At 55.4% G+C, this 24,375-nt stretch carries 25 protein-coding genes; 16 read left to right on the top strand and 9 right to left on the bottom strand.

The window, feature by feature from the left end; translation table 11 throughout:
• Window positions 1-274 precede the first annotated feature (274 nt).
• Complete coding sequence (sstT, locus tag IM303_RS15015) at window positions 275-1,516, top strand: serine/threonine transporter SstT (RefSeq protein WP_048999506.1); 1,242 nt, start codon at window positions 275-277, stop codon at window positions 1,514-1,516.
• A gap of 140 nt (window positions 1,517-1,656) precedes the next feature.
• Here the strand turns inward: sstT and IM303_RS15010 are convergent, their stop codons facing one another.
• Both IM303_RS15010 and uxaC read right to left on the bottom strand, forming a co-directional pair.
• On the bottom strand, window positions 1,657-3,144 hold the full coding sequence (locus tag IM303_RS15010) for a UxaA family hydrolase (protein WP_193360056.1): 1,488 nt from the start codon (window positions 3,142-3,144) through the stop codon (window positions 1,657-1,659).
• Between the two features lie 17 nt (window positions 3,145-3,161).
• Entirely contained in the window at window positions 3,162-4,574 is a 1,413-nt protein-coding gene (gene uxaC / locus IM303_RS15005) for a glucuronate isomerase (protein ID WP_193360055.1), read from the bottom strand.
• Window positions 4,575-5,050: 476 nt separating this feature from the next.
• Between uxaC and IM303_RS15000 the strand changes: the two genes are divergently transcribed.
• The 11 genes from IM303_RS15000 to IM303_RS14950 all read left to right on the top strand — a co-directional run bounded on the left by IM303_RS15000 (window position 5,051) and on the right by IM303_RS14950 (window position 12,335).
• Window positions 5,051-6,349, top strand: coding sequence for an MFS transporter (locus tag IM303_RS15000; RefSeq protein WP_193360054.1), 1,299 nt, complete (start codon window positions 5,051-5,053; stop codon window positions 6,347-6,349).
• A gap of 115 nt (window positions 6,350-6,464) precedes the next feature.
• Window positions 6,465-7,241, top strand: a complete 777-nt coding sequence (gene exuR / locus IM303_RS14995; RefSeq protein ID WP_028014506.1) for a transcriptional regulator ExuR — start codon at window positions 6,465-6,467, stop codon at window positions 7,239-7,241.
• 342 nt (window positions 7,242-7,583) lie between these two features.
• Window positions 7,584-8,246, top strand: coding sequence for a DedA family general envelope maintenance protein YqjA (gene yqjA, locus IM303_RS14990; RefSeq protein ID WP_008503144.1), 663 nt, complete (start codon window positions 7,584-7,586; stop codon window positions 8,244-8,246).
• A gap of 2 nt (window positions 8,247-8,248) precedes the next feature.
• A complete protein-coding gene (gene mzrA / locus IM303_RS14985) occupies window positions 8,249-8,632 on the top strand; it encodes an EnvZ/OmpR regulon moderator MzrA (protein ID WP_028014507.1) in 384 nt (127 codons plus the stop codon).
• A gap of 143 nt (window positions 8,633-8,775) precedes the next feature.
• Entirely contained in the window at window positions 8,776-9,144 is a 369-nt protein-coding gene (locus IM303_RS14980; RefSeq protein ID WP_028014508.1) for a DUF1090 domain-containing protein, read from the top strand.
• Between the two features lie 29 nt (window positions 9,145-9,173).
• Window positions 9,174-9,479: a YqjD family protein gene (locus tag IM303_RS14975; protein ID WP_008503141.1), complete on the top strand. Its 306-nt coding sequence runs from the start codon at window positions 9,174-9,176 to the stop codon at window positions 9,477-9,479.
• 1 nt (window position 9,480) lies between these two features.
• Window positions 9,481-9,879 carry a phage holin family protein gene (locus tag IM303_RS14970; RefSeq protein WP_041907961.1) on the top strand — a complete coding sequence of 133 codons (399 nt, stop codon included), beginning with the start codon at window positions 9,481-9,483 and terminating at the stop codon, window positions 9,877-9,879.
• Window positions 9,876-10,172: a YqjK-like family protein gene (locus tag IM303_RS14965; RefSeq protein WP_014885330.1), complete on the top strand. Its 297-nt coding sequence runs from the start codon at window positions 9,876-9,878 to the stop codon at window positions 10,170-10,172. The genes IM303_RS14970 and IM303_RS14965 overlap by 4 nt, the downstream gene beginning before the upstream one ends.
• Window positions 10,173-10,412: 240 nt before the next feature.
• A complete protein-coding gene (locus IM303_RS14960) occupies window positions 10,413-10,805 on the top strand; it encodes a DoxX family protein (protein ID WP_014833394.1) in 393 nt (130 codons plus the stop codon).
• 72 nt (window positions 10,806-10,877) lie between these two features.
• A complete protein-coding gene (locus tag IM303_RS14955; protein WP_048999509.1) occupies window positions 10,878-11,864 on the top strand; it encodes a glutathione S-transferase family protein in 987 nt (328 codons plus the stop codon).
• A gap of 105 nt (window positions 11,865-11,969) precedes the next feature.
• Window positions 11,970-12,335, top strand: coding sequence for a DUF805 domain-containing protein (locus tag IM303_RS14950; protein WP_028014511.1), 366 nt, complete (start codon window positions 11,970-11,972; stop codon window positions 12,333-12,335).
• A gap of 41 nt (window positions 12,336-12,376) precedes the next feature.
• Here IM303_RS14950 and yhaJ read toward each other — a convergent pair whose 3' ends face one another.
• Window positions 12,377-13,279, bottom strand: coding sequence for a DNA-binding transcriptional regulator YhaJ (yhaJ, locus tag IM303_RS14945; RefSeq protein ID WP_003862655.1), 903 nt, complete (start codon window positions 13,277-13,279; stop codon window positions 12,377-12,379).
• A gap of 104 nt (window positions 13,280-13,383) precedes the next feature.
• On the opposite strand from yhaJ, the gene IM303_RS14940 reads away from it, so the two are divergent.
• Window positions 13,384-14,085, top strand: a complete 702-nt coding sequence (locus tag IM303_RS14940) for a pirin family protein (protein WP_022649481.1) — start codon at window positions 13,384-13,386, stop codon at window positions 14,083-14,085.
• Between the two features lie 53 nt (window positions 14,086-14,138).
• On the opposite strand, the gene IM303_RS14935 is transcribed toward IM303_RS14940, so the two are convergent.
• Window positions 14,139-15,440, bottom strand: coding sequence for a serine dehydratase subunit alpha family protein (locus IM303_RS14935; RefSeq protein WP_193360053.1), 1,302 nt, complete (start codon window positions 15,438-15,440; stop codon window positions 14,139-14,141).
• A 20-nt stretch (window positions 15,441-15,460) separates the two neighbouring features.
• Complete coding sequence (locus IM303_RS14930; RefSeq protein WP_041907950.1) at window positions 15,461-16,792, bottom strand: amino acid permease; 1,332 nt, start codon at window positions 16,790-16,792, stop codon at window positions 15,461-15,463.
• A gap of 349 nt (window positions 16,793-17,141) precedes the next feature.
• Here IM303_RS14930 and IM303_RS14925 point away from each other — a divergent pair, with 349 nt between their 5' ends.
• From IM303_RS14925 to IM303_RS14915, 3 genes are read left to right on the top strand one after another with little or no spacing between them, the layout of a single operon-like run.
• The gene (locus tag IM303_RS14925; RefSeq protein ID WP_045260104.1) at window positions 17,142-17,591 is read left to right on the top strand and encodes an STM2901 family protein; all 450 of its coding nucleotides are present in this window, start codon (window positions 17,142-17,144) and stop codon (window positions 17,589-17,591) included.
• A gap of 2 nt (window positions 17,592-17,593) precedes the next feature.
• Complete coding sequence (locus IM303_RS14920; protein WP_193360057.1) at window positions 17,594-17,911, top strand: DUF1493 family protein; 318 nt, start codon at window positions 17,594-17,596, stop codon at window positions 17,909-17,911.
• Between the two features lie 21 nt (window positions 17,912-17,932).
• A complete protein-coding gene (locus IM303_RS14915; RefSeq protein WP_193360052.1) occupies window positions 17,933-18,418 on the top strand; it encodes a type VI secretion system tube protein TssD in 486 nt (161 codons plus the stop codon).
• Window positions 18,419-18,474: 56 nt separating this feature from the next.
• Here the strand turns inward: IM303_RS14915 and pflB are convergent, their stop codons facing one another.
• From pflB to tdcB, 4 genes are read right to left on the bottom strand one after another with little or no spacing between them, the layout of a single operon-like run.
• Window positions 18,475-20,769 carry a formate C-acetyltransferase gene (gene pflB, locus IM303_RS14910; protein WP_193360051.1) on the bottom strand — a complete coding sequence of 765 codons (2,295 nt, stop codon included), beginning with the start codon at window positions 20,767-20,769 and terminating at the stop codon, window positions 18,475-18,477.
• Between the two features lie 15 nt (window positions 20,770-20,784).
• The gene (gene tdcD / locus IM303_RS14905) at window positions 20,785-21,993 is read right to left on the bottom strand and encodes a propionate kinase (RefSeq protein ID WP_193360050.1); all 1,209 of its coding nucleotides are present in this window, start codon (window positions 21,991-21,993) and stop codon (window positions 20,785-20,787) included.
• 29 nt (window positions 21,994-22,022) lie between these two features.
• On the bottom strand, window positions 22,023-23,354 hold the full coding sequence (gene tdcC, locus IM303_RS14900) for a threonine/serine transporter TdcC (protein ID WP_047367071.1): 1,332 nt from the start codon (window positions 23,352-23,354) through the stop codon (window positions 22,023-22,025).
• Window positions 23,355-23,363: 9 nt separating this feature from the next.
• Entirely contained in the window at window positions 23,364-24,353 is a 990-nt protein-coding gene (gene tdcB, locus IM303_RS14895) for a bifunctional threonine ammonia-lyase/L-serine ammonia-lyase TdcB (protein WP_023326154.1), read from the bottom strand.
• Window positions 24,354-24,375: the final 22 nt, after the last annotated feature.

Raw genomic sequence — 24,375 nt, 5'->3', positions numbered from 1 at the left:
ACCATGGGTAAAGGATGTTAAAAAGTGTTCACCATGTCCCCGAACACCTGTCTACCATGTCCCCGGACTGTACACTCAAAGGGGAGAGGGTTAACACACTTTTGTGACTCAATAGTTAAAAAATATGATGTGACACGTAAAATCCAGCATTTTACTCTTCCGCCTTTCCCCGCTTTCCTTGATACTCAACCAGGCAAACAAATATTTACATCCTGAAATAAATGTGACTTAGAGCACATCCAGGATGGAACACAATTTCACTTAGGAATTTAGTATGAGCACACAATCTAAGGGCCTGCTTGCGCGTCTGACGCAGGGTAGCTTGGTTAAACAAATCCTGGTAGGTCTGGTTCTGGGTATTCTGCTGGCGCTGGTGTCAAAACCTGCCGCGGAAGCGACGGGGCTTCTCGGAACGCTTTTCGTGGGCGCGCTGAAGGCCGTTGCGCCGGTGCTGGTACTGATGCTGGTCATGGCTTCTATCGCCAATCACCAACACGGACAAAAAACCAACATTCGCCCGATTCTCTTTTTATATCTGCTGGGCACGTTTTCTGCTGCGCTGACCGCAGTGGTCTTTAGCTTCCTCTTCCCCTCCACGCTACATCTGACCTCTGCGGCGGGCGACGTCACGCCGCCTTCAGGCATTGTGGAAGTGCTGCGCGGCCTGCTGATGAGCATGGTTACGAACCCCATTGATGCCCTGCTGAATGCCAACTACATTGGCATCCTGGTGTGGGCGATCGGCCTGGGCTTCGCCCTGCGTCACGGCAACGAAACGACGAAAAACCTGGTCAACGACATGTCCAACGCCGTGACCTTTATCGTTAAGGTCGTGATTCGCTTTGCGCCCATCGGTATCTTCGGCCTGGTGTCGTCTACCCTGGCCACAACCGGCTTTGACGCGCTGTGGGGCTACGCGCAGCTGCTGATAGTGCTGGTCGGCTGTATGCTGCTGGTGGCGCTGGTGATCAACCCGCTGCTGGTGTTCTGGCAGATCCGCCGTAACCCGTATCCGCTGGTGCTCACCTGCCTGCGCGAGAGCGGCGTATACGCCTTCTTCACCCGCAGCTCGGCGGCAAACATTCCGGTCAACATGGCGCTGGCAGAGAAGCTGAACCTGGATCGCGATACCTATTCCGTGTCGATCCCGCTGGGTGCGACCGTGAACATGGCGGGTGCGGCGATCACCATCACCGTGCTGACCCTGGCGGCCGTGCAAACGCTGGGTATTCCTGTGGATCTGCCAACGGCGCTGCTGCTGAGCGTGGTGGCGTCGCTGTGTGCCTGTGGCGCATCCGGCGTGGCGGGCGGTTCGCTGCTGCTGATCCCGCTGGCGTGCAATATGTTCGGCATCCCGAACGAGATCGCCATGCAGGTTGTGGCCGTCGGCTTCATCATCGGCGTGCTGCAGGACTCCTGCGAAACCGCGCTGAACTCCTCTACCGACGTGCTGTTCACCGCAGCGGCCTGTCAGGCGGAAGACGCGCGTTTAGCGAAGAACGCGCTGCGAGGTTAACAGCAAAACGGCAACCCTGAGGTTGCCGTTTTTAGTGTTTGTACCCTCTCCCTGTGGGAGAGGGTCAGGGTGAGGGCATCAGGCCGCACCGATTAAAGTTCAGTAGGTCGGGTAAGCGCTAGCGCCACCCGACAAAACACTTAAAGCGTCACACCACTCTTAAAGATCGCCAGCTCGCGGAAGTCGTTCTTCTCGTTACAGGTCTGCCTGCCGTTAGCAAACTCCACGATAGTATCCACGAACTCCGTCAGCAGCTGCGGCATCGCTTTGCCGTGGATCAGCTGGCCTGCGTCGAAATCGATCCAGTGCTTTTTCTTCGCCGCCAGCTCGCTGTTGGTGGCGATTTTGACCGTCGGCACAAAACCGCCGTACGGCGTACCGCGACCGGTGCTGAACAACACCATGTGACAACCCGCCCCCGCCAGCGCGCTGGTGGCGACCGCATCGTTGCCCGGTGCGCTCAGCAGGTTCAGGCCGTGGGTTTTCAGGCGTTCACCGTAGCGCAGAACGTCCACCACCTGGCTGGCCCCCGCTTTCTGGGTGCAGCCGAGGGATTTCTCCTCCAGCGTGGTGATTCCGCCCGCCTTGTTCCCCGGCGACGGGTTCTCGTAAATCGGCTGATTGTGGGCAATGAAGTACTGTTTGAAGTCGTTCACCATGGTGACGGTCTTCTCAAACGTCTCTTCGTCGCGGCAGTGGCTCATCAGAATGCGCTCCGCGCCAAACATCTCCGGCACTTCGGTCAGCACCGTCGTGCCGCCGTTGGCAATCACGTAATCCGAGAAGCGGCCCAGCATTGGGTTAGCGGTAATGCCGGAAAGACCGTCAGACCCGCCGCACTCCAGGCCAAACTTCAGCTCGCTCAGCCTGCCCGGCTCGCGCCTGTCGTGGCGCATCACCTCATACAGCTGATGCAGCTGCTCAACGCCCGCTTCCACTTCGTCGTCCTGATGCTGGCACACCATGAAGTGAACGCGCGCAGGGTCGAATTTTCCCAGCGTGTCGCGGAAGGCGTCGACCTGGTTGTTCTCGCAGCCGAGGCCGATCACCAGCACCGCGCCCGCATTCGGGTGGCGCACCATGTTTTGCAGCATGGTGCGGGTGTTGATGTGGTCGTCACCCAGTTGGGAACAGCCGTAGGTGTGGCTGAACAGATGTACCCCGTCGATGCCCTCGGCATCGTGGGTCTCCTTCAGAAAGCGGGTCTGGATCTGACGCGCAATGCCGTTCACGCAGCCGACGGTCGGCAGGATCCACAGCTCGTTGCGGATCCCCACATCACCGTTTGCGCGACGGTAGATTTGCACCTCACGATCCCCCGCCTGCACGCCTGCCTTCGGTAGTTCAGGCTGATAGCTGTACTCGTCCAGATCGCTGAGATTGGTGCGGGTATTGTGGGAATGAATATATTCACCCGGCGCAATATCCGCCAGCGCATGGCCGATGGGCAAACCGTACTTCACCACGTTCTCCCCTTTTGCAATGGGGATCAGGGCAAACTTGTGTCCACGTCCAATGGCCTGGCGCAACGTGACCGACTGGTTATCGAAGGCTACTTCCGTGCCTTCGGTTAAATCTGCCAGCGCGACGGCCACGTTATCCAGCGAATGGATTTTGATGTATTGCATATCAACCTCAGACGGCCTTAGTTCAGTTCAATGGCGAAGTAGTCACGCGCATTGTTAAAGCAGATGTTTTTCACCATTTCGCCCAGCAGCTGGAGATCCGCTGGCGCTTCGCCCGCATGCACCCAGCGGCCAATCATCTGGCACAGAATGCGGCGGAAATATTCATGACGGGTATAGGACAGGAAGCTGCGGCTGTCGGTCAGCATACCTACGAAGCGGCTTAACAGACCGAGCTGCGCCAGCTGCGTCATCTGACGCTCCATGCCGTCTTTCTGATCGTTGAACCACCAGCCGGATCCGAACTGCATCTTGCCTGGCATCCCCTCGCCCTGGAAGTTGCCGACCATGGTGCCCAGCACTTCGTTATCGCGCGGGTTCAGGCAGTACAGAATGGTTTTCGGCAGCAGGTTTTGCTCGTTCTGTTTGCTCAGCAGTTTTGACAGCTCTTCCGCCAGCGGACGATCGTTGATGGAGTCAAAGCCCACGTCCGCGCCCAGCAGTTTGAACTGGCGCTGGTTGTTATTGCGCAGCGCACCGATGTGGTACTGCTGTACCCAGCCGCGATGGGCGTATTCCGCGCCGAGGAACACCAGCACCGCGGTTTTGAACTGCGCTACTTCATGCTGGCTAAGCGATTCACCGGAGAGGCGACGCGCCAGGATGCTGTCCAGTTCGGCTTCGTTGGATTCCGCGAACAGCACCACGTCCAGCGCATGGTCAGAGACTTTACAGCCGTGCGCCGCGAAGTGGTCCAGGCGTTTGGTCAGCGCGGTTTGCAGATCGGCGAAACGACGGATGTCGGTATCGGACACTTCCGCCAGCTTCGCCATGTAGTCGGTGAAGGTGGCCTGTTCGATGTTGAAGGCTTTGTCCGGGCGCCAGCTTGGCAGCACTTTAATGTCAAAAGAGGTGTCTTTGGCGACAACGGCATGATGCTCCAGGGAGTCAATCGGATCGTCGGTGGTGCCCACCATCTTCACGTTCATCTGCTTCATGATGCCGCGCGCGGAGAAGTTATCCTGCGCCAGCAGTTCGTTGCACTGGTCCCAGATTTCATCCGCCGTAGCGGGAGAAAGCAGCTTGCCGGTGATGCCAAACGGACGACGCAATTCGAGGTGCGTCCAGTGGTAAAGCGGGTTGCCGATAGTGTGCGGAACGGTCGCCGCCCAGGCGTCAAACTTCTCGCGATCGGTCGCGTCGCCGGTACACAGTCGCTCGGCCACGCCGTTGGTGCGCATTGCGCGCCATTTATAGTGATCACCCTTCAGCCAGATATCATACAGGTTTTTGAAACGGTAATTTTCGGCAACCTGCTGCGGGGGTAAGTGGCAGTGGTAGTCGAAAATCGGCTGGTCTTTAGCGTAGTCATGGTAAAGGCGGCGGGCAAATTCGGTATCTAATAGAAAATCGTCGGTCATAAACGGCGTCATTATCGTCTTCCTCATTACGGGAGCGTCAGAAAGCGTATGTTCATATGCTGCAAAGTTATCACACCAATTTCCACCCACCGAAGCTTTTTTCGTGAGTGAGATCAATAAACGCTAACAAATAACTTACCCTCAATGGGGTAAACCCTTCTACAGGCCGCGCCGTTGCTGGCTTTGCGCGCAGCGATTAATGCCCCTACAAAGAATCATACATTTGTGATGTCACTCACCTTTTAAAGTTGTATGACAAGTTATCGTTTCGCCGTCGCAAACACTAAGCCGACGGAATGCGTTACCGGTGTGAGACACATCGGATTTAACGGTACGGATACCGACTTATGCACGCTTACTTATGGCAAGGTTCGGGCCGTTCCGGGACATTCTCCCGGCTACGCCCCTCCCGTTACACAACTGCTCCCGGCAACGGTTGAGAGGTTGCCGTGCTCTGGCGCGGAAATAACATAACGATGAGGTTTTAGATGCGTAAAATTAGAGGGTTACGTTGGTATATGATCGCGCTGGTGACGCTGGGCACCGTGCTGGGCTACCTGACACGTAACACCGTGGCAGCCGCGGCGCCGACGTTGATGGAAGAGCTGCATATCTCCACGCAGCAATACTCTTACATCATCGCGGCCTATTCTGCCGCTTACACCGTCATGCAGCCTGTTGCTGGGTATGTTCTCGATATTCTGGGTACCAAAATCGGCTATGCCTTCTTCGCCATCGCCTGGGCGGTATTCTGCGGTGCAACCGCACTGGCAGGCAGCTGGGGCGGTCTGGCGCTGGCCCGTGGCGCGGTCGGTGCGGCAGAAGCCGCAATGATCCCGGCGGGGCTGAAAGCCAGCTCTGAGTGGTTCCCGGCAAAAGAACGTTCCATCGCGGTGGGCTACTTCAACGTGGGCTCGTCCATCGGCGCAATGATTGCGCCGCCGCTGGTGGTGTGGGCCATCGTGATGCACAGCTGGCAGATGGCATTCATTATCTCTGGCGTGCTGAGCTTTGCCTGGGCAATGGCGTGGCTGGTTTTCTATAAACACCCGCGCGATCAGAAAACACTCTCCGAGGAAGAACGCGAATACATTATTGGTGGTCAGGAAGCGCAGCATCAGACCAACAATGGCAAGAAGATGTCCGTCTGGCAGATCCTGGGCACCCGTCAGTTCTGGGGTATCGCCCTGCCGCGCTTCCTGGCTGAACCGGCCTGGGGTACCTTCAACGCGTGGATCCCACTGTTTATGTTTAAAGTCTACGGCTTTAACCTGAAAGAGATCGCGATGTTCGCCTGGATGCCGATGCTGTTCGCTGACCTGGGCTGTATCGTAGGCGGCTACCTGCCACCGCTGTTCCAGCGCTGGTTTGGGGTGAACCTGATTGTTTCCCGTAAGATGGTGGTGACCATGGGCGCCCTGCTGATGATTGGCCCGGGCATGATCGGCCTGTTCACCAGTCCGTATGTGGCTATCGCCCTACTGTGCATCGGTGGATTTGCGCACCAGTCCCTGTCCGGCGCGCTGATTACGCTCTCCTCTGACGTCTTCGGTCGCAACGAAGTGGCCACCGCCAACGGCCTGACCGGGATGGCCGCCTGGACCGCAAGTACGATGTTTGCGCTGGTCGTCGGCGCACTGGCGGATACCATCGGCTTCAGCCCGCTGTTCGCGGTACTGGCTATCTTCGACCTGATGGGCGCGGTGGTTATCTGGACGGTGCTGAAAAGCAAATCCGCAGAGGAGCTGGCGAAAGAGTCTCTCGGGCGACCGGCTACGCAGAGTTAGCGAAAATGCGTTTTACCGAAGCCGCCCCCGGGCGGCTTTTTTAATGGCAAAATCTGGAGAGTATCCCGTGAAAGTGGTATAACAAATCATCTGCCGTACCCTGCCTGGAGCGCATATGGAAATCACCGAACCACGTCGTTTATATCAACAACTTGCTGCCGAGCTGAAAGATCGCATCGAGCAAGGGGTCTATCTTGTCGGTGATAAACTTCCCGCCGAGCGCTTTATCGCGGATGAAAAAAGCGTAAGCCGAACCGTGGTGCGCGAAGCGATTATCATGCTGGAAGTGGAAGGCTACGTTGAGGTACGCAAAGGTTCCGGCATTCACGTTATTTCTAATCAGCCTAAACACTCTCCGGTGGCGGATGAAAGTCTAGAATTCGCCAGCTACGGTCCGTTTGAGCTGCTCCAGGCTCGCCAGCTGATCGAAAGCAATATTGCCGAATTTGCCGCCACGCAGGTGACCAAGCAGGACATCATGAAGCTGATGGAGATCCAGGAGAACGCTCGCAAGGAAAAATGTTTCCGTGATTCCGAGTGGGACCTGCAGTTTCACGTTCAGGTCGCCCTGGCAACCCAGAATACAGCGCTGGCGGCAATCGTTGAGAAAATGTGGACTCAGCGCGTTCACAACCCGTACTGGAAAAAACTTCACGATCATATTGATTCCCGTACCGTGGACAACTGGTGTGACGACCACGATCAAATTCTTAAGGCGCTGATTCGTAAAGACCCCCACGCCGCGAAGCTCGCCATGTGGCAGCACCTGGAAAACACCAAGCAGATGCTCTTCAATGAAACCAGCGACGACTTCGAATTTAACGCTGACCGTTATCTTTTTGCCGATAATCCTGTCGTTCATCTCGATACGGCCCCGAGCGGCGCAAAATAGGCGACCTTTCTACCGGCAGGCGCTTCGCTGCGCCTCCCCGCCTGAATGGGTAAGCAAAACATATATAGTGTCAGCCTTTGTAAAATCCCTCGCTCACTTTCAGGGCTTACGCCAAAATCACCTCACCCTGCAAATTCTGTGACGCAGAACGTTGGGCTTTGTTACAATTGGATTCACTTCGTTATTTTGAAGTTAGTGCTTGCTAACCAGCCAATTAACAGGGAACAGTGTTGGCCACACCGCAATGTGTCCGCGAGCGACCATAATGAAATCACAACAATGTCGCCGTGCTGTTTGTCCCGGATAACAGGCGAGACGTTAACCGATTTCCAGGAACACTGAATGGAACTTTTGACCCAACTGCTGCATGCCCTTTGGGCGCAGGATTTTGAAACGCTGGCCAACCCTTCCATGATTGGCATGCTCTATTTTGTCTTGTTTATGATTCTGTTCCTTGAGAATGGTTTGCTGCCTGCAGCCTTCTTGCCGGGTGACAGTTTGCTGGTGCTTGTCGGCGTGCTGTGTGCTAAAGGCGCAATGGCGTTCCCGCAAACCATTTTATTACTGACCGTCGCGGCCAGCCTTGGCTGCTGGGTGAGCTATATCCAGGGAAGATGGCTGGGCAATACCCGAATAGTACAGAACTGGCTTTCCCATCTGCCTGCGCACTATCACCAGCGGGCACACCACCTGTTCCATAAGCATGGGCTTTCCGCGCTGCTGATTGGCCGCTTTATCGCTTTTGTGCGCACCCTGCTGCCCACCATTGCCGGGCTGTCCGGGTTGAGCAGCGCACGCTTCCAGTTCTTCAACTGGATGAGCGGCCTGTTATGGGTTCTGATCCTGACGACGCTGGGCTATGCGCTGGGTAAGACGCCGGTCTTCATGAAATATGAAGATCAGCTGATGTCCTGCCTGATGCTGCTGCCTGTTGTTCTGCTGGTCTTCGGCCTGATCGGCTCGCTGGTTGTCCTGTGGAAGAAAAAATACGGAGCGCGAGGTTAACGATGGTTATCTCACCGCTCGCCATGCGCCGCTTTGCCTGTGCCTTTATTGCACTGGTGATGCTCAGCGCCGTACTGCTGGCCTGGAACACACTTTCACATCAGGACGCTACGCTGGCCATTCGCCCGGTAAACCAGGGGGGCGGTGTGCCTGACGGTTTTTCTGTCTGGCATCATCTGGATGCAAACGGCATCCGCTTTAAAAGCATCACCCCGCAGGACGATGTTTTACTGATTAAGTTTGATTCCCGTGCGCAGAGCGCTGCCGCGAAAGCGGTTCTTGACCGTACGCTGCCGCACGGCTATATCATTGCCCAGCAGGAAGATGACAACCCGCCAGCCGCGTGGTTATCATTGATTCGCGATACGTCGCATCGGTTTGGATAACTTCCTGGATTCCGAATCTTTTCACTCACTTTGGTGAATCCCCCGTTTACTTACTATGCTTAAGTACGCGGAGCACCCCTCGAATGTACTCCGCATCATTTTGGATAGCGGCTAACCCCGCAGCACAATGGAAGGTTTCGATAATGAAATTCCGCATGACCCTGGCTCTGGCCCTTTTTTCTTTAAGCACAACGACCTTCGCAAACTCTCTCTGTCAGGAGAAAGAACAGGATATTCAGCGTGAGATCGGTTATGCCGAAAAGCATAACAATCAGCACCGTGTTGATGGTCTCAAAAAAGCGCTGAGCGAAGTGAAAGCGAACTGTTCAGACAGCAAGCTGCGTGCCGATCACCAAAAGAAAATCGCTGAACAGAAGGACGAGATAGCCGAGCGCCGTCAAGACCTGCAGGAAGCGAAAGAGAAAGGGGATGCGGAAAAAATTGCTAAGCGCGAGAAGAAGTTGAAAGAGGCGCAGGACGACCTGAAAGCGCTGGAAGCTCGCGATTATTGAGTTAACGGAAATCTCAACAGGAGAGAATCATGTCAAAAGATACGACGTCTGAACATCTGCGCGCTGAACTGAAATCCCTGGCCGATACCCTTGAAGAGGTGCTGAACTCCTCTGCCGATAAGTCGAAAGAAGAAGTAAGCAAGCTGCGCAGCAAAGCGGAGCAGGCGCTGAAAGAGAGCCGCTACCGCCTGGGTGAAACCGGTGATGCACTGGCGAAACAGACCCGTGAAGCGGCTGCGCGTGCAGATGAATATGTGCGCGACAATCCATGGACGGGAGTTGGTATTGGTGCCGCAGTGGGTGTGGTACTGGGTGTCCTGCTGACGCGTCGTTGATATGGAAGATCCTCGTCACGCACAAGGGCCTGCTAATAACGTCCTCGGCATCGGCCAGCGTATTTTAACGACGCTGGTTGGGATTGCCGAAACGCGCGTCCGGCTGGCAGTGGTCGAACTGGAAGAGGAGAAAGCGAACCTCTTCCAGATGCTGCTGATGCTCGGGCTGACCATGCTCTTCGCCGCGTTTGGTCTGATGAGCCTGATGGTGTTAATCATCTGGGCCATTGACCCGCAGTATCGACTTAACGCGATGATTGCCACGACCGTCGTTCTGCTGGTCGCGGCGCTGATTGGCGGCATATGGACGATGCGTAAAGCGCGCAGGTCCACTTTCCTGCGCCACACGCGCCAGGAACTGGCTAACGATCGCGCCCTGCTGGAGGATGACAAGCCGTGAGCGATAAAGCGGAACGTCAGAAGCGAAAAGCGTACCTGTTAAGTCAGATCCAGCAGCAGCGGCTGGATCTGTCTGCCAGCCGCCGTGACTGGATCGACGCGACGCGACGGTTTGACCGTGGCTGGAATACCTTCCTGAGCCTGCGTTCGTGGGCGCTGGTCGGCAGCAGCGTGATGGCTATCTGGACGGTTCGTCATCCGAATATGCTCATCCGCTGGGCCCGACGCGGTTTTGGTGCCTGGAGCGCCTGGCGTCTGGTCAAAGCAACGTTGCGGCAACAACAGCTGCGGTGATAAACGCAAAACGGTAACTCAGGTTACCGTTTTTGTTTTTGCCCTTCTCCCCGTGGGCTGAGGGCACAAGCGCGCACCTGCCCTTACTCAATATCTTTGAAGAAGATTGACAGTTTTCCTTGCTAACAATTGCTACCCGCCCCGTTTACACTCCTCTCCATCGACAGCAGAGCCGCGGTATCTACCCGGAATTGCAGACAAATAATGTTCAGCCGCTTATGTGGTTTCCTGGAGAGTAAAATGAAAAAATTAGAAGATGTTGGTGTACTGGTCGCGCGTATTCTGATGCCAATTCTGTTTATCGTGGCAGGCTGGGGCAAAATCACCGGATATGCGGGTACCCAGCAGTATATGGAAGCCATGGGCGTTCCGGGGTTCCTGCTGCCGCTGACCATTCTGCTTGAGTTCGGCGGCGGTCTTGCAGTCCTGTTCGGCTTCCTGACCCGCACCACCGCGCTGTTTACCGCAGGCTTCACCCTGCTGACCGCGTTCATCTTCCACAGCAACTTTGCGGAAGGCGTGAACTCACTGATGTTTATGAAAAACCTGACCATCGCGGGTGGCTTCCTGCTGCTGGCGATCACCGGCCCAGGCGCATACAGCATCGACCGCGTTCTGAATAAGAAATGGTAAGCACGCTATACTGAATAAACACAAAGCGAGGAGACATCTCCTCGCTTTTGCTATCTGACGGAGGAGTAAAAAATGGGACAACTCGTAGACGGCGTCTGGCAGGATGTCTGGTATGACACCAAATCCACCGGTGGACGCTTTAAGCGCTCTGTTTCGGCCTTCCGTAACTGGCTGACCGCCGACGGCGCCCCCGGCCCGAGTGGCGAAGGGGGCTTCGCGGCGGAGAAAGATCGTTATCATCTGTACGTTTCCCTCGCCTGCCCGTGGGCGCACCGCACGCTGATCGTGCGCAAGCTAAAAGGCCTCGAATCCTTCATTCCGGTTTCAGTCGTCAACCCGTTGATGCTGGAAAACGGCTGGACGTTTGACAGTGATTTCCCCGCCGCGACCGGTGATGACCTGTATCACCACGATTTCCTCTACCAGCTCTATCTGCGCGCCGATCCGCACTACACCGGACGCGTGACCGTGCCGGTGCTGTGGGACAAGAAAAACCAGACGATCGTCAGCAATGAGTCCGCGGAAATCATCCGCATGTTCAATACCGCGTTTGATGCGCACGGCGCCCGCGCCGGGGATTACTACCCGGTTGAACTGCGCGATAAGATTGACGAGCTGAACAGCTGGATTTACGACAACGTCAACAACGGTGTCTATAAGGCCGGTTTCGCCACCAGCCAGGAAGCCTATGACGAAGCGGTCGGAAAGGTGTTTGAATCGCTGGAGCGCCTGGAGCAGATCCTGGGCCAGCATCGCTACCTGACGGGCGATCGCCTGACGGAAGCGGACATTCGCCTGTGGACCACGCTGGTTCGCTTTGACCCGGTCTATGTCACCCACTTTAAGTGCGATAAACACCGCATCAGCGACTACCTGAACCTGTATGGTTTCCTGCGAGACATCTACCAGATGCCGGGGATCGCGGAGACGGTCGATTTTGACCATATTCGCACCCACTATTTCCGCAGCCACAAGACCATCAACCCGACGGGAATCATCTCCATTGGCCCGTGGCAGGATCTGGATGAACCGCACGGGCGCGACGTGCGTTTCGGATAATTATTTAGGGAATCAATTGATTCCCTTTTTTAATTCACAGCATACATCTATCCTTACCTCGATCGCTTAGAAAACAAGTGATTGACTGATTAAGAGGCAAGGAAAATGGACTGGTATTTAAAAGTACTGCGCAACTACGTTGGATTTGGTGGCCGCGCCCGCCGCAAAGAGTACTGGATGTTCGTTCTGGTGAACTTCGTCCTGATTATGGTGCTGGGCATCGTGGATAAAATCCTCGGCTGGGAGCGCGCCGGCGGTGAAGGTGTACTCACTACGATTTATGGCTTGCTGGTTTTGCTGCCTTCATGGGCCGTGCTGTTTCGTCGTCTCCACGACACCGATCGTTCGGCGTGGTGGCTGCTGTTGCTGTTAATCCCGCTTGTCGGCTGGATCGTGATTTTAATTTTCAACTGTCAGAGCGGGACGCCGGGCGAAAACCGCTTTGGTCCGGATCCTAAGATCGGCGCGTAAATTACTGCCCGGTGGCGCTTACGCTTACCGGGCCTGCTCGCTTATTTGTTGTGATGCGCAAAGAGCTTTGGAATTTCGCGCAGGCACCACGATTTGGCTTCGCCCATGCTGTCGCGGCGCCACGCCATAATAATGTCCACTTCGCTGGTGTACTCCGGGCTCACCACCCTTAGTCGCCCTTCCGCAATATCTTTTTCCACAAACGGGTAAGGCATCGTCGCCACGCCCAAACCGGCCAGCAGCGCCTGCCGCTTGTCTTCCAGTGACGTGACCGTCAGACGCGGCTGTTTATCCAACAGCTGGACCGTCAGCACCGGACGCTCGCGCGCGGTATCCGCCACCGCCACGCCGCGGTACTTCACGCGCGTCACTTCAGAGAGCGGCTCCGGCTCCTGGTGAATCGGGTGATCCGGCGCGGCGACGTAGACGTTCATGACGCTGTAGAGCTTGCGCGAGTTGATTTCTGACGATGAGCGGAAATGCATGTCAGGCGCAATGACGATATCCGCCCTGCCCGTCTCCAGACGCTCCCACGCCCCGGCCAGCACCTCGGTGATGATCGACAGCTGCGTATTGGCCTTCGCCGCCAGGCGGTCTACCAGCGGGAACAGCGCTTCGGTCGGCACCAGCGCTTCGGTGACTAACGTCAGGTGGGTTTCCCAGCCTCGCGCCAGCGCTTCGGCGTCCGTGGTGAGCTTGTCCGCCGCTTCCAGCAGCACGCGACCTCGCTCCAGCAGCATCCGCCCCACGTTGGTGAATTTTGTTCGATGACCGGAGCGATCGAAGAGCACGACGTCCAGCTCTTCCTCCAGTTTTTGCATGGTGTAGCTTAGCGCAGACGGAACGCGCCCCAGTTCATCTGCCGCCGCGGCAAAGCTGCCGCGGCGGTCAATCGCGTCCATGACGCGAAGCGCCTCAAGCGTCAATGCTCTCTCTTTAGCCATCTCGTTCTCATTCAGGAAATTTGAACATACCAGGCAGAATATCTGGCTAACAATGCAGCGTCCATACCTTTACCATTGTTTTAGTGTAAAGAGAGGTCAAGTTTATGATTACGACAAGAACAGCGAAACAGTGCGGACAAGCCGATTTCGGTTGGCTGCAGGCCCGCTACACCTTTTCCTTTGGACACTACTTTGACCCTAAACTCCTCGGTTACGCTTCACTGCGCGTGTTGAACCAGGAAGTGCTCGCCCCGGGCGCCTCCTTCCAGCCGCGTACGTATCCGAAAGTCGATATCCTGAACCTGATCCTGGAAGGCGAGGCAGAATACCGCGATAGCGAGGGCAATCATGTCCAGGCAAAGGCTGGCGAAGCGTTGTTAATTTCCACGCAGCCGGGCATCAGCTACAGCGAGCATAACCTCAGCAAAGACAAAACGCTGACGCGCATGCAGCTGTGGCTCGACGCCTGCCCTGAGCGAGAAAACCCGCTGGTGCAGAAAATAGATCTGAAGGGCGATAAACAGCAGCTGATTGCCTCGCCTGACGGCAGCAAGGGCAGCCTGCAGCTGCGACAGCAGGTATGGCTACACCATATCGAACTGAAAAAAGGTGAACAGGCAAGCTTCCAGCTGCACGGCCCGCGCGCCTATTTGCAGTCCATTCACGGTACGGTGCATGCGGTAACGCACGCGGAAGAGAAAGAAGCGCTCACCTGCGGCGACGGGGCGTTTATTCGTGACGAAGCGAATATCACCCTGGTGGCAGATACGCCGCTGCGCGCGCTGCTGATTGATTTGCCGGTGTAAGAGTTGCTCGATCGGTCCCTCTCCCCTTTGGGAAGAGGGACGAATGCCAATCGCTACACCTTACTCGCCATAATCTCAATAATCTGCCGGTCCGTTGCCTGCATTGAGCGGCACGCCAGGGCGCACAGGTTAGAGATAGACTGTTCCACGTCGTGGGCCACAATTCCTTCGTTACCCGTCACGGCTGTATCATCCAGCGCCATCATCACGGCTTTCCAGGCGCTGGTGACGCTGGTCGAGACTTTCATGGCGCAGCTGTTAGACGCCCCGTCGCAGATCATCCCGCTGACGTCACCGATCATACTGCCGATGGCCATTGCTATCGTCTGATAGCTTCCGCCCATCAGCCACGCCATCCCTGAGGCGGCCCCCATACCGGCCGTTGTCGCCGCACACAGCGCGGACAAACGCGGAAGCTGGTAATGGATGTAGATAGCCGACAGATGCGAGAGCATCAGCGCCCGCGCCAGCCGTTCGTCATCGGCCTGAACATGTTCAGCGACCACGACAACCGGCATGGTGGCTGTAATTCCCTGATTCCCGGAGCCCGAGTTGCTCATCGCCGGCAGCGTCGCGCCGCCCATGCGGGCATCCGAGGCCGCGCTGGTGCGGATAACGATGTCTGAACCCAGATCCTGCGCCATCCATCCGCGTGCGCGCTGCTTATTGAGGGTGGTGCCAATGTGTAGCCCCCACTTCCCGCTAAGCCCTTCACGAGAGAGCGCGTCGTTCAGTTGCCCTGCTTCCAGGATAAAGCGGATCGCCTCGAACGGTACCTGTTCGACAAACTCCAGGATCTGCGAGAGCGTGGTGTTTGACAGTACAGCCAGCGGATCGTTACTTACCTCGGCCTGCCGCTCGTCAAGACTGAAGCGCGTTTCGCCGTGACAAACCACCTCCACCACGCGGGTATGTCCGCCCGCAATGGTCACCATGGCCGAGGCCTCACCGGCGTAGACGCAGGCACGTGAATAGAGGATCTCATCGCACGGCTCCTGCAATTTCACCTGCACCAGACCGGCGTTAAGCATTGCTTTGGCCCGCGCCAGCGCATCGGCGGTGACATCTTTCAGCACTTCCAGCCCCGCCTGCGCATTGCCACCGATGGCACCCAGCGCCGCCGCAATGGGCAGCCCGACCATGCCGGTGCCCGGCACCGTTACGCCAAGCCCGTTCTTCATCAGATTCGGCGATACCCACGCCTCAATCTTCGTGACGTCGCCGGGCAGTTGCTCTGCGGCAATCGCACAGGCAAGGGCCAGAGAAACGGGCTCGGTGCACCCCAGCGCAGGCTTAACTTCTTCCTGCACTACGCGAATAAAAAGATTCCATAAAGGATGAGTTTGCTCAGACATCGTTACGACCTTATTTGCCCTCAGGAAAATGCGAGGAAAGGAGAAACACAAAGCAGCAGCCCAGTGATGACAATAATCACCAGCGATACGCCCTTATATTTATGCAGCGCCGGTACCTTGTAGACCAGCCATGCAGGGATCAGGCAGCCCACCATGCCGAAGATGGGGCTACAGATAGAGGTGAAGCTCAGTACCGGCGCGTTTAACACGATCGCGCTCCAGGCCAGCAGGATAGCGAACAGCATGATCCCGCGCTGGACGATGCTTTCATTAATACGTTCAGCCGGCATTTTACGGCGCAGGATATTCATCACGATCCCCTGCGTGGCTTCGCGGAAGCCGAGATAGACGCCGAAAAAGGCGGTCATCACGGCAAAAATATTGAGGATCACGCTGACGATTTTGACCCAGCCCGCGCCGTCGCCGCTGATAAACTGCGCCGCAATCGCCAGGGCTGAAATGTTCTGCTCGTAGGCTTTCACCGCTTCGTCGTGTCCCATCGCCAGGGTGAAAGAGACGGCGTAGAAGAAGACCGTGACAAAGAGTATGCCAAAGGCGATATTCATCGCCCGCAGCGCCTTATGACGCGCCACCTCAACGGATTTTTCCCGTGAACGATAGGAAATCACCATCGGGCTTAAGGTCTGGATAAACAGAATGGAGGTTAAGGTAAAGGGCAGTGTAATAATGGCATTTTTTATCAGCAACCCCATCGGCGGCAGCATACCGACATTGGCTAAATGCCAGAGACCAATCATCGAAAGCCCCAGCGCCGCCACCACAAATAATTTGGTCAGCACCATTAGGCTGGACACTTTAAACAGCAGCTTTTCACCGCGCGAAGAGATGGCGACCAGAATACAGATCAGGAATAAGCCGTAGAAGGGATTTTCCGACAGCAACCCCTCGGTGACACCGAAGGTGTGCAAATAAGATGCGCTGTCGTTGGTGATAGCCGTGGAATAGACAAACATCCAGATGACCAGCATCACGAAATAGAGCGCACCTAATAAGATGCCCCAGTTTTTACCTAAATAACCGCTAATCACGCTCGGGTAGTCTTTACATTCCGGGGATTCCGCCAGCGTATTAATAAATAAACGCTGGAAGAGGTACATGGCCGGATAGCCAATAATCGAGGAGAGCAAAAAGACCCACAGCCCCATTAGTCCAACCTGCACCGGAAGAAAAACGATACCCGCGCCGATAGCCATCCCGATACTCATGATGACCCAGCCCGTGTCGGTGCTGTCGAATTTGATCGCCTCTCGCCATTCGCTTTCGCTCATTCCCGCCCGCCTTGCCGCAGGGGAATCACTCACAATCACACTGCTGTTTGTTGCCATATTCATTGGGCACTCGCTTATTTTGTAGGGTAAACAATTGTTTTTATTAGGTTCCGAACGCCAGCGATTGCGATTCGGAGAGTGCAGGTGTGTGTTGTTGGTATGGGAAGATCATATCCGTAGCGCGGGAGAAAAAAGTCACAATCTTTATGCGGACTTCCTAAACTTAGAGAAAAAAACGCCTCATTTTTAATGATGTTTGGTAAAAAATTCTAAAAGTGACGCATTTCACAGAATCAATATATTTAAGAAATGGATCTTTTTTAGGAATTTATAAAGATGATTGTTCTACTTTATGCCTTCAAATTTTTATACGATAGCATCACTGAAACCACTCTATTATTATGGCTATGATATGGATACCGTTGAAGAGCTCAATGGAACATACTTCTATAAAGGTGTATGTAATATCTCGGCGTCTGAGTTATTTTTTTGGATTTTCCTTGATACTACCGATGAACAATTCGGTGGATTAAAAGATGCAGTAATGATGGCTACTATGATCCTTGGTTTACCTATACTTGAGACCAGAACAAAGCCAGAAACGGCTACTATAGGTACTTCCGTGGCTTCTAAGTATCTTCGTGATCTTCTGAATGTACAGCTACCACACCGATTACCTACGATTACCCTCGCAAGCTTTAAATACCGAAAACCAATGTATACCAAAAACTTAGGTGCATTCATTGGTCGATGGATCCCTGCATTGGGGATAACCATACTTGCTGCTGATCTTGCAACGATAAGTTACAAAACACTCTCACGATATAATACGATTGCTCACCCTAAAGATCGGATTTGGTGAATATGAATAGTGAAAATGATGTTTTGAAGTTCTTCAGGGAACATTTACCAGAACAGGGAACATTTACGGGCAAGAGGATCCCGCTCGAGTTAGACGATGTTTTACAGGATTACACCGATCTGGATGATATCGTTTATGTCATTGAGAAGTTTGAGAAAAAGTATCTTATCAATGTGCCCACGCAAAACTATTTCCCCTGGACTCAAACCTGGTTTTTCAGAAAATGGTTTACGCAAGAACCCGTTAAACAAATATCGAAGCCATTAACCGTAAGAATGTTTGCTGAGGCGGTAAAAGCAGGCACATGGATCCACCACTGATTTTCGAAAGGAGCATGATTTATGGCTGTACCGGTTCATATGTGGTTTTTTGACGATGGCGGCTCACTTATTAAGGGTTCAAGTGATGTACAGGATCGGGAAGGGAGTGTTGAAATTAGAGGGTTAACCCATAATTTAAGTATTCCAACAGATCCTCTTTCCGGGAGATTAACCGGAACGCGCAAACATGCCCCTTTCTTGTTCGAGAAGGAGATAGATAGTTCATCTCCGTATCTTTATAAGGCTGTGGCTACAGGGCAAAACCTAAAAAAAGTTGAGATAAGATATTATCGAATTAACGATGCGGGAAGGGAAGTAGAATACTTCAGAACTGAACTGGAAGGTGTAAAGGTCGTATCAATCTCCCCTATTGTTAACGATACACGTAACTGTCCCGGTACGGGCCATCTTGAATCCATTCAGTTGAGATACGAAAAAGCAATCTGGACTTACTGCGATGGCAATATTCAATTTTCTGATGCATGGAATGAACGAACATCTGCATGATTTTTAGCAGACAAAAAAGCCCCCTTATCTGAAGGGGGCGGATTATTTGGCCTGCGTCACATCGCCTGCGTAAACGTCCTCGAAATCACGTCCTGCTGCTGCTCGCGCGTCAGAGCGTTAAACCGTACCGCATAGCCGGATACGCGAATTGTCAGGTTCGGGTAGTTCTCCGGATGGGCAATGGCATCCAGCAGCATCTCCCGGTTCATGACGTTGACGTTCAGGTGCTGCCCGCCCTCAATAGACGCTTCGTGATGGAAGTACCCATCCAGCAGCCCCACCAGGTTGGTTTTGCGCACCAGTTCATCCTTGCCCAGCGCCTGCGGCACAATGGAGAAGGTGTAGGAGATCCCGTCTTTCGCGTAGGTAAACGGCAGCTTGGCGACCGACGTTAGCGAAGCCACCGCCCCTTTCCTGTCGCGACCGTGCATCGGGTTGGCGCCAGGCGCAAACGGCGTACCGCCGCGGCGTCCGTCCGGCGTGTTGCCCGTTTTCTGACCGTAGACCACGTTGGAGGTGATAGTCAGGATCGACTGAGTCGGCACCGCGTTGCGATACGTCGGCAGCGCCTGGATCTTCTTCATAAAACGCTCCACCAGGTCGCAGGCGATGCTGTCCACGCGATCGTCATTATTGCCGTACTGCGGATAGTCCCCTTCGATGACGAAGTCCACCGCCAGGCCGGTGTGGTCGCGCACTGGTTTCACCGTGGCGTATTTAATCGCCGACAGGGAATCCGCCGCCACCGACAGCCCGGCAATGCCGCAGGCCATGGTGCGATAGACGTCACGATCGTGCAGCGCCATCAGCGAGGCTTCGTAACTGTACTTATCATGCATGTAGTGAATGAGATTCAGCGCGCTGATGTACTGCACCGCCAGCCAGTCCATAAAGTGATCCAGGCTCGCCATCACGGTGTCGTAATCCAGCACCTCATCCAGCAGCGGCTCGGTTTTCGGGCCGACCTGGATCTTCAGCTTCTCGTCCACCCCGCCGTTGATCGCGTACAGCAGCGTTTTAGCAAGGTTGGCGCGTGCGCCAAAGAACTGCATCTGCTTGCCGATCACCATCGGGCTGACGCAGCAGGCAATGGCGTAGTCGTCGCTGTTGAAGTCGGCGCGCATAAGATCGTCGTTCTCATACTGCAGCGACGAGGTGACGATCGACACCTGCGCGGCGTATTTCTTAAACGCGATCGGCAGCTGTTCAGACCAGAGGATCGTCAGGTTCGGCTCCGGCGCGGGCCCCATGGTGTGCAGGGTATGCAGGTAGCGGAAGCTGTTTTTGGTCACCAGCGTACGGCCATCCAGCCCCATGCCGCCGATCACTTCCGTGGCCCAGATCGGATCGCCGGAGAAGAGCGTGTCGAACTCCGGCGTGCGCAGGAAGCGCACCATGCGGATCTTCATGATGAAGTGGTCGATCAGCTCCTGGGCCTGCACCTCGTTCAGCCGCCCCGCCTGCATGTCGCGTTCAATGTAGATATCAAGGAACGAGGCCGTACGCCCCAGCGACATCGCCCCGCCGTTCTGGGATTTCACTGCGGCAAGGTAGGCAAAGTAGACCCACTGCACCGCTTCCTGCGCGTTCATCGCCGGACGTGAAATATCAAAGCCATAGTTCGACGCCATCTGCTGGATCTGCAGCAATGCACGCTTATGCTCCGCCAGTTCCTCGCGCAGGCGGATCGTCGCCTCCAGATCTTCACCGCGCTCCAGCCTGCCCTGCAGATCGGCGAACTGGAGTTCGCGCTCGCGCACCAGATAGCTGATGCCGTACAGCGCCACGCGGCGGTAGTCGCCGATAATGCGCCCGCGCCCGTAGCCGTCCGGCAGACCGGTCAGCACGCCAGATTTACGGCAGCGCATCATCTCCGGGGAGTAAACGTCAAACACGCCCTGGTTGTGGGTTTTACGCAGGTCGGTAAACAGGTATTCGAACTGCGGATCCATTTCCCGCCCGTAGGCTTCGAACGAGCTGCGGATCATATTGATCCCGCCGTACGGATGCAGGGCGCGCTTGAGCGGCTTGTCGGTTTGCAGGCCGACGATCGTCTCAAGATCCTGGTCGATATAGCCCGGTCCGTGGGCGGTAATGGTCGTGGCAATGTTGGTGTCGAAATCCACCGGGGCGTGGGTGGCATTCTCCTGGCGAATGCCGACCATCACCTTCTGCCACAGCGCCGTCGTTGCTGGCGTCGCCTGCGCGAGGAAAGTTTCATCGCCTTCATAAGGGGTGTAGTTATGCTGAATAAAATCGCGGACGTTAACGGCATTTTTCCATTCTTCACCGCGAAACCCGGCCCATGCGTCGCTGTAAGGCGCGACGCCCGTATCGATTGTTACTTTCATGTGATTCTCGCTTTATCAGGCGTAAGCCGCAGCCGGGGTGACCTTCCCAAGACGGAGGGCGTCCAGCGCGATCATTTTTTCTTCGTTGGTAGGGATAACCGCGCAGGTCACGCGGGACGACTCGGTGGAGATGACGCGCTCACCCGCGCTGCCCGGCAGAGCGTTTTTCGCCTCGTCGAGCGCGATGCCAAACACCTTCAGATGTTCCGCCACCAGCGCGCGGATCAGCGTGGAGTTTTCACCGATGCCGCCAGTGAAGATCACGCCATCCAGACGGTGCAGAGACGCGACGTGACCGGCGATATGCCGCGCTATGCGGTGGACAAAGGTCTTTATCGCCAGCTGTGCCCGGTCATTGCCGTCATGCCAGGCTTTCTCCAGCGCACGTAAATCGGAGGAGATACCGGAGATGCCAAGCAACCCGGACTCTTTGTTGACCACGCGCTCCAGATCCTCGAACGACTGGCCGGTCTGCTGGGCAATCCACGCCATTGCGCCGAAGTCCACGTCGCCGCAGCGCGTGCCCATCACCAGCCCCTCCAGCGGCGTCATCCCCATTGAGGTATCGACGCTTTTACCGTTGCGCACCGCGCAGATGGACGCCCCGTTGCCGAGATGGGCAATCACCAGGCCGCTGTCATCGTATGACAGCCCGAGGAGCGCGTGTGCCTGCGCGGACACGTAGCGGTGAGAGGTGCCGTGGAAGCCGTAGCGGCGCACGCCCAGCTCTTCAAAATAGCGGTACGGCAGACCGTACAGATACGCCTGCGGCGCCATGGTCTGGTGGAAGCTGGTGTCAAATACCGCCACCTGCTGCACGCCGGGGAACAGGCGCTCTGCGGCTTCCACGCCGCTCAGATTGGCGTAGTTATGCAGCGGCGCCAGCGGGGAAACCAGGCGGATCTGCTCAATGACCTCTTCCGTGATGAGGGTCGACTCGCTGAAGAGATCGCCGCCGTGAGCGATGCGGTGGCCAATCAGGGCCACGCTGCTCATCAAGTCGCGTTTCTCCAGCTCGAGGGCGATGGCGGCCAGCGCCCCTTCGTAGTCCTGGTGAGCCAGTCTGACCGGCTCACCCCCGTTCACGGAAATACAGGCTTTTTCAGTGTTGATGCCGTCCGCAATGCCCGTCAGCAGGGCATCGCAGCCTGCTGCGTCCAGCACCGAAAACTTAACGGAGGACGATCCGCAGTTAATAACCAGTACTACCGGAAATTCAGTCATGTATTACTCCGCTCTTCCTGAGCTTTGGCTTAAAACAGTTTGTAAACGATATTCAGAATGGTCAGCAGGCCGACCACGGTCACGAAGATGTTCTCGGTCCGGCCTTTGTATTTCGCCAGCGCGGGCGCTTTACGAATGGCGTACATCGGCAGCAGACACAGCAGAGAGGCGATAATTGGCGCCCCCATGGCTTCAATAAGGTCGAGAATGTTCGGGTTGGCGTAGGCCACAATCCAGGTGGAGCCCATGATGAAAATCATGCTGATGGTGTTCAGCTTGCCGACGGAGACGTTCTTCTTATCGCCCTTGTAGCCGAACTTGAGGATCAGGCCGTTCAGCCCCTCCAGCGTGCCCAGGTAGTGGCCGAAGAAGGATTTAAAGATAGCGACCAGCGCGATGATGGAGGCGCCGTATTCCAGCACCGTGGCGAACGTGGATTTACTGCCCGACATCGAGGCAAAGTGGTTCGCAAGGTAAGAGAGCACCGGAATGTTCTGCGCTTTGGCATCCGCCATGTTCTGCGGAGAGAGCGTAAACAGGCAGCTAAAGGCGAAGAACATCACCACCGCCACCATCAGCAGGCTGGCGCGACCGATGATTTTGGAACATTTCTGCTCGGTGAATGCTTTCCCGAACTCCGGCTCGTACTCTTCGCGCTTGGAGACCACAAACGAGGAGACGATGGGCGAGAAGTTAAAGGAGAAGACCATGATGGAGATCCCCAGCCACACCGTGACCAGAATGCCGTCATGACCGGTAAAGGCGATATCGCTCAGGTTGACCTGGTCGATCACCGCCGAGTTCCAGTACGGGATCAGCGACAGGGAAATCAGCACCAGGCTGGCAATGAACGGGAACACCAGGTAGCTCATCACCTTCACCATCAGGTCTTTCCCGAACCAGATCACAAAGGCCATCAGCAGCAGCAGGAACAGCGCCACCACGCCGCGGTTCAGCGCAGGCATCTGGAGCTGGTTTTCCCAGAAGGTCATAAAGGTGTTAGTAATGGTGACGCCGTAAATCCACAGCAGCGGGCAAATGGCGAAGAAGTAGAGGAAAGTGATCACCACCCCACCGGTTTTCCCGAAGTGCTCTTCCACCGTTTCGGTGATGTTGCCGGAGACGTTGCTGCCGGACAAACAGAGGCGCGCCAGCGCGCGGTGGCAGTAAAACGCAATCGGGAAGGCGAGTACCAGCATCAGCAGGATGGGGATCAGTCCGCCAAAGCCTGCGCGAATGGGGAAGAACAGCACGCCTGCGCCAATGGCGGTACCAAACAGGCCGAGCGTCCATGTGGTGTCAGACTTACGCCAGGAGGACGTTTTTGTCTGGCCAACGATAATGCTTTCTGTGTTGCTCATAGGTCACCTTTATGCGTCAACGAAGCCGGTAATTTGGGAAACACGGGAGAGATCGATATTGCCGCCGGAAATAATGCAGACGGTTTTACGGCCCTGAATATAGTGGTCAAGCTTGCCGCTTAATAACGCCGCGCAGGCCAGCGCGCCCGCACCTTCCGTCACCACTTTATTTCGCTGAATAAGGGCAATCATGCTGTTGCGAATATCGTCTTCACTCACCAGCACAATGTCATCGACCAGTTCACGAACAATTTCGAAGGTTAATTTACCCGGACGAGACACGTCGCAGCCGTCGGCTAATGTGCCGGTAACGCGATGGTTGGTTATTTCTCCGGCCTGCCAGGAAGCCGCCATTCCGTGAACGTTTTCAGACTGTACGCCGATAATATTGATTGTCGGGTTGATGGATTTAATTGCTGTCGCAATACCGGCAATTAAGCCGCCGCCGCCGATAGGGACAATCACGTTATCCACGTCGTAAAGATCTTCGAGAATTTCGAGGCCGATGGTGCCCTGCCCGGCAATGACTTTCGCATCGTCATAAGGCGGAATAAATATGCGCCCCTCCATCTCGACGATTTCGCTCACCTTAGCGATGGTGTCGTTAAAGTTCTCGCCGTGCAGCACCACTTCCGCCGAATAGTCGCGGGTAGCGGCGACCTTGGATTTTGGCGCGCCCATCGGCATCACCACTTTGCCGTCGATACCGAGCATGGCGCAGGAGAGCGACACCCCCTGAGCGTGGTTTCCTGCGGAGCAGGCCACTACCCCTTTGCGTTTTTCTGCGTCCGTCAACGAACTTAACTTATTAAACGCCCCGCGTATTTTAAACGAACCGGTACGCTGCATATTTTCAAACTTAAGAAATATCTCACCCTTACAGCGTTCGCTGAGATAATTTGAGCGCGGCATGCCGGTTTTATAAATTTTTCCCGCCAGGCGTTTTCTGGCGTCCTGAATATCTTCAATGGTCACCGGGAGATCGTAGGTAATGTGCATAATATCCTCGTTATAATAATTC

Source organism: Enterobacter cloacae complex sp. P38RS, assembly GCF_014930775.1.
GTDB classification, from domain to species: Bacteria; Pseudomonadota; Gammaproteobacteria; order Enterobacterales; family Enterobacteriaceae; genus Enterobacter; species Enterobacter bugandensis.
This window is presented reverse-complemented; position numbering and strand designations above follow the sequence as displayed.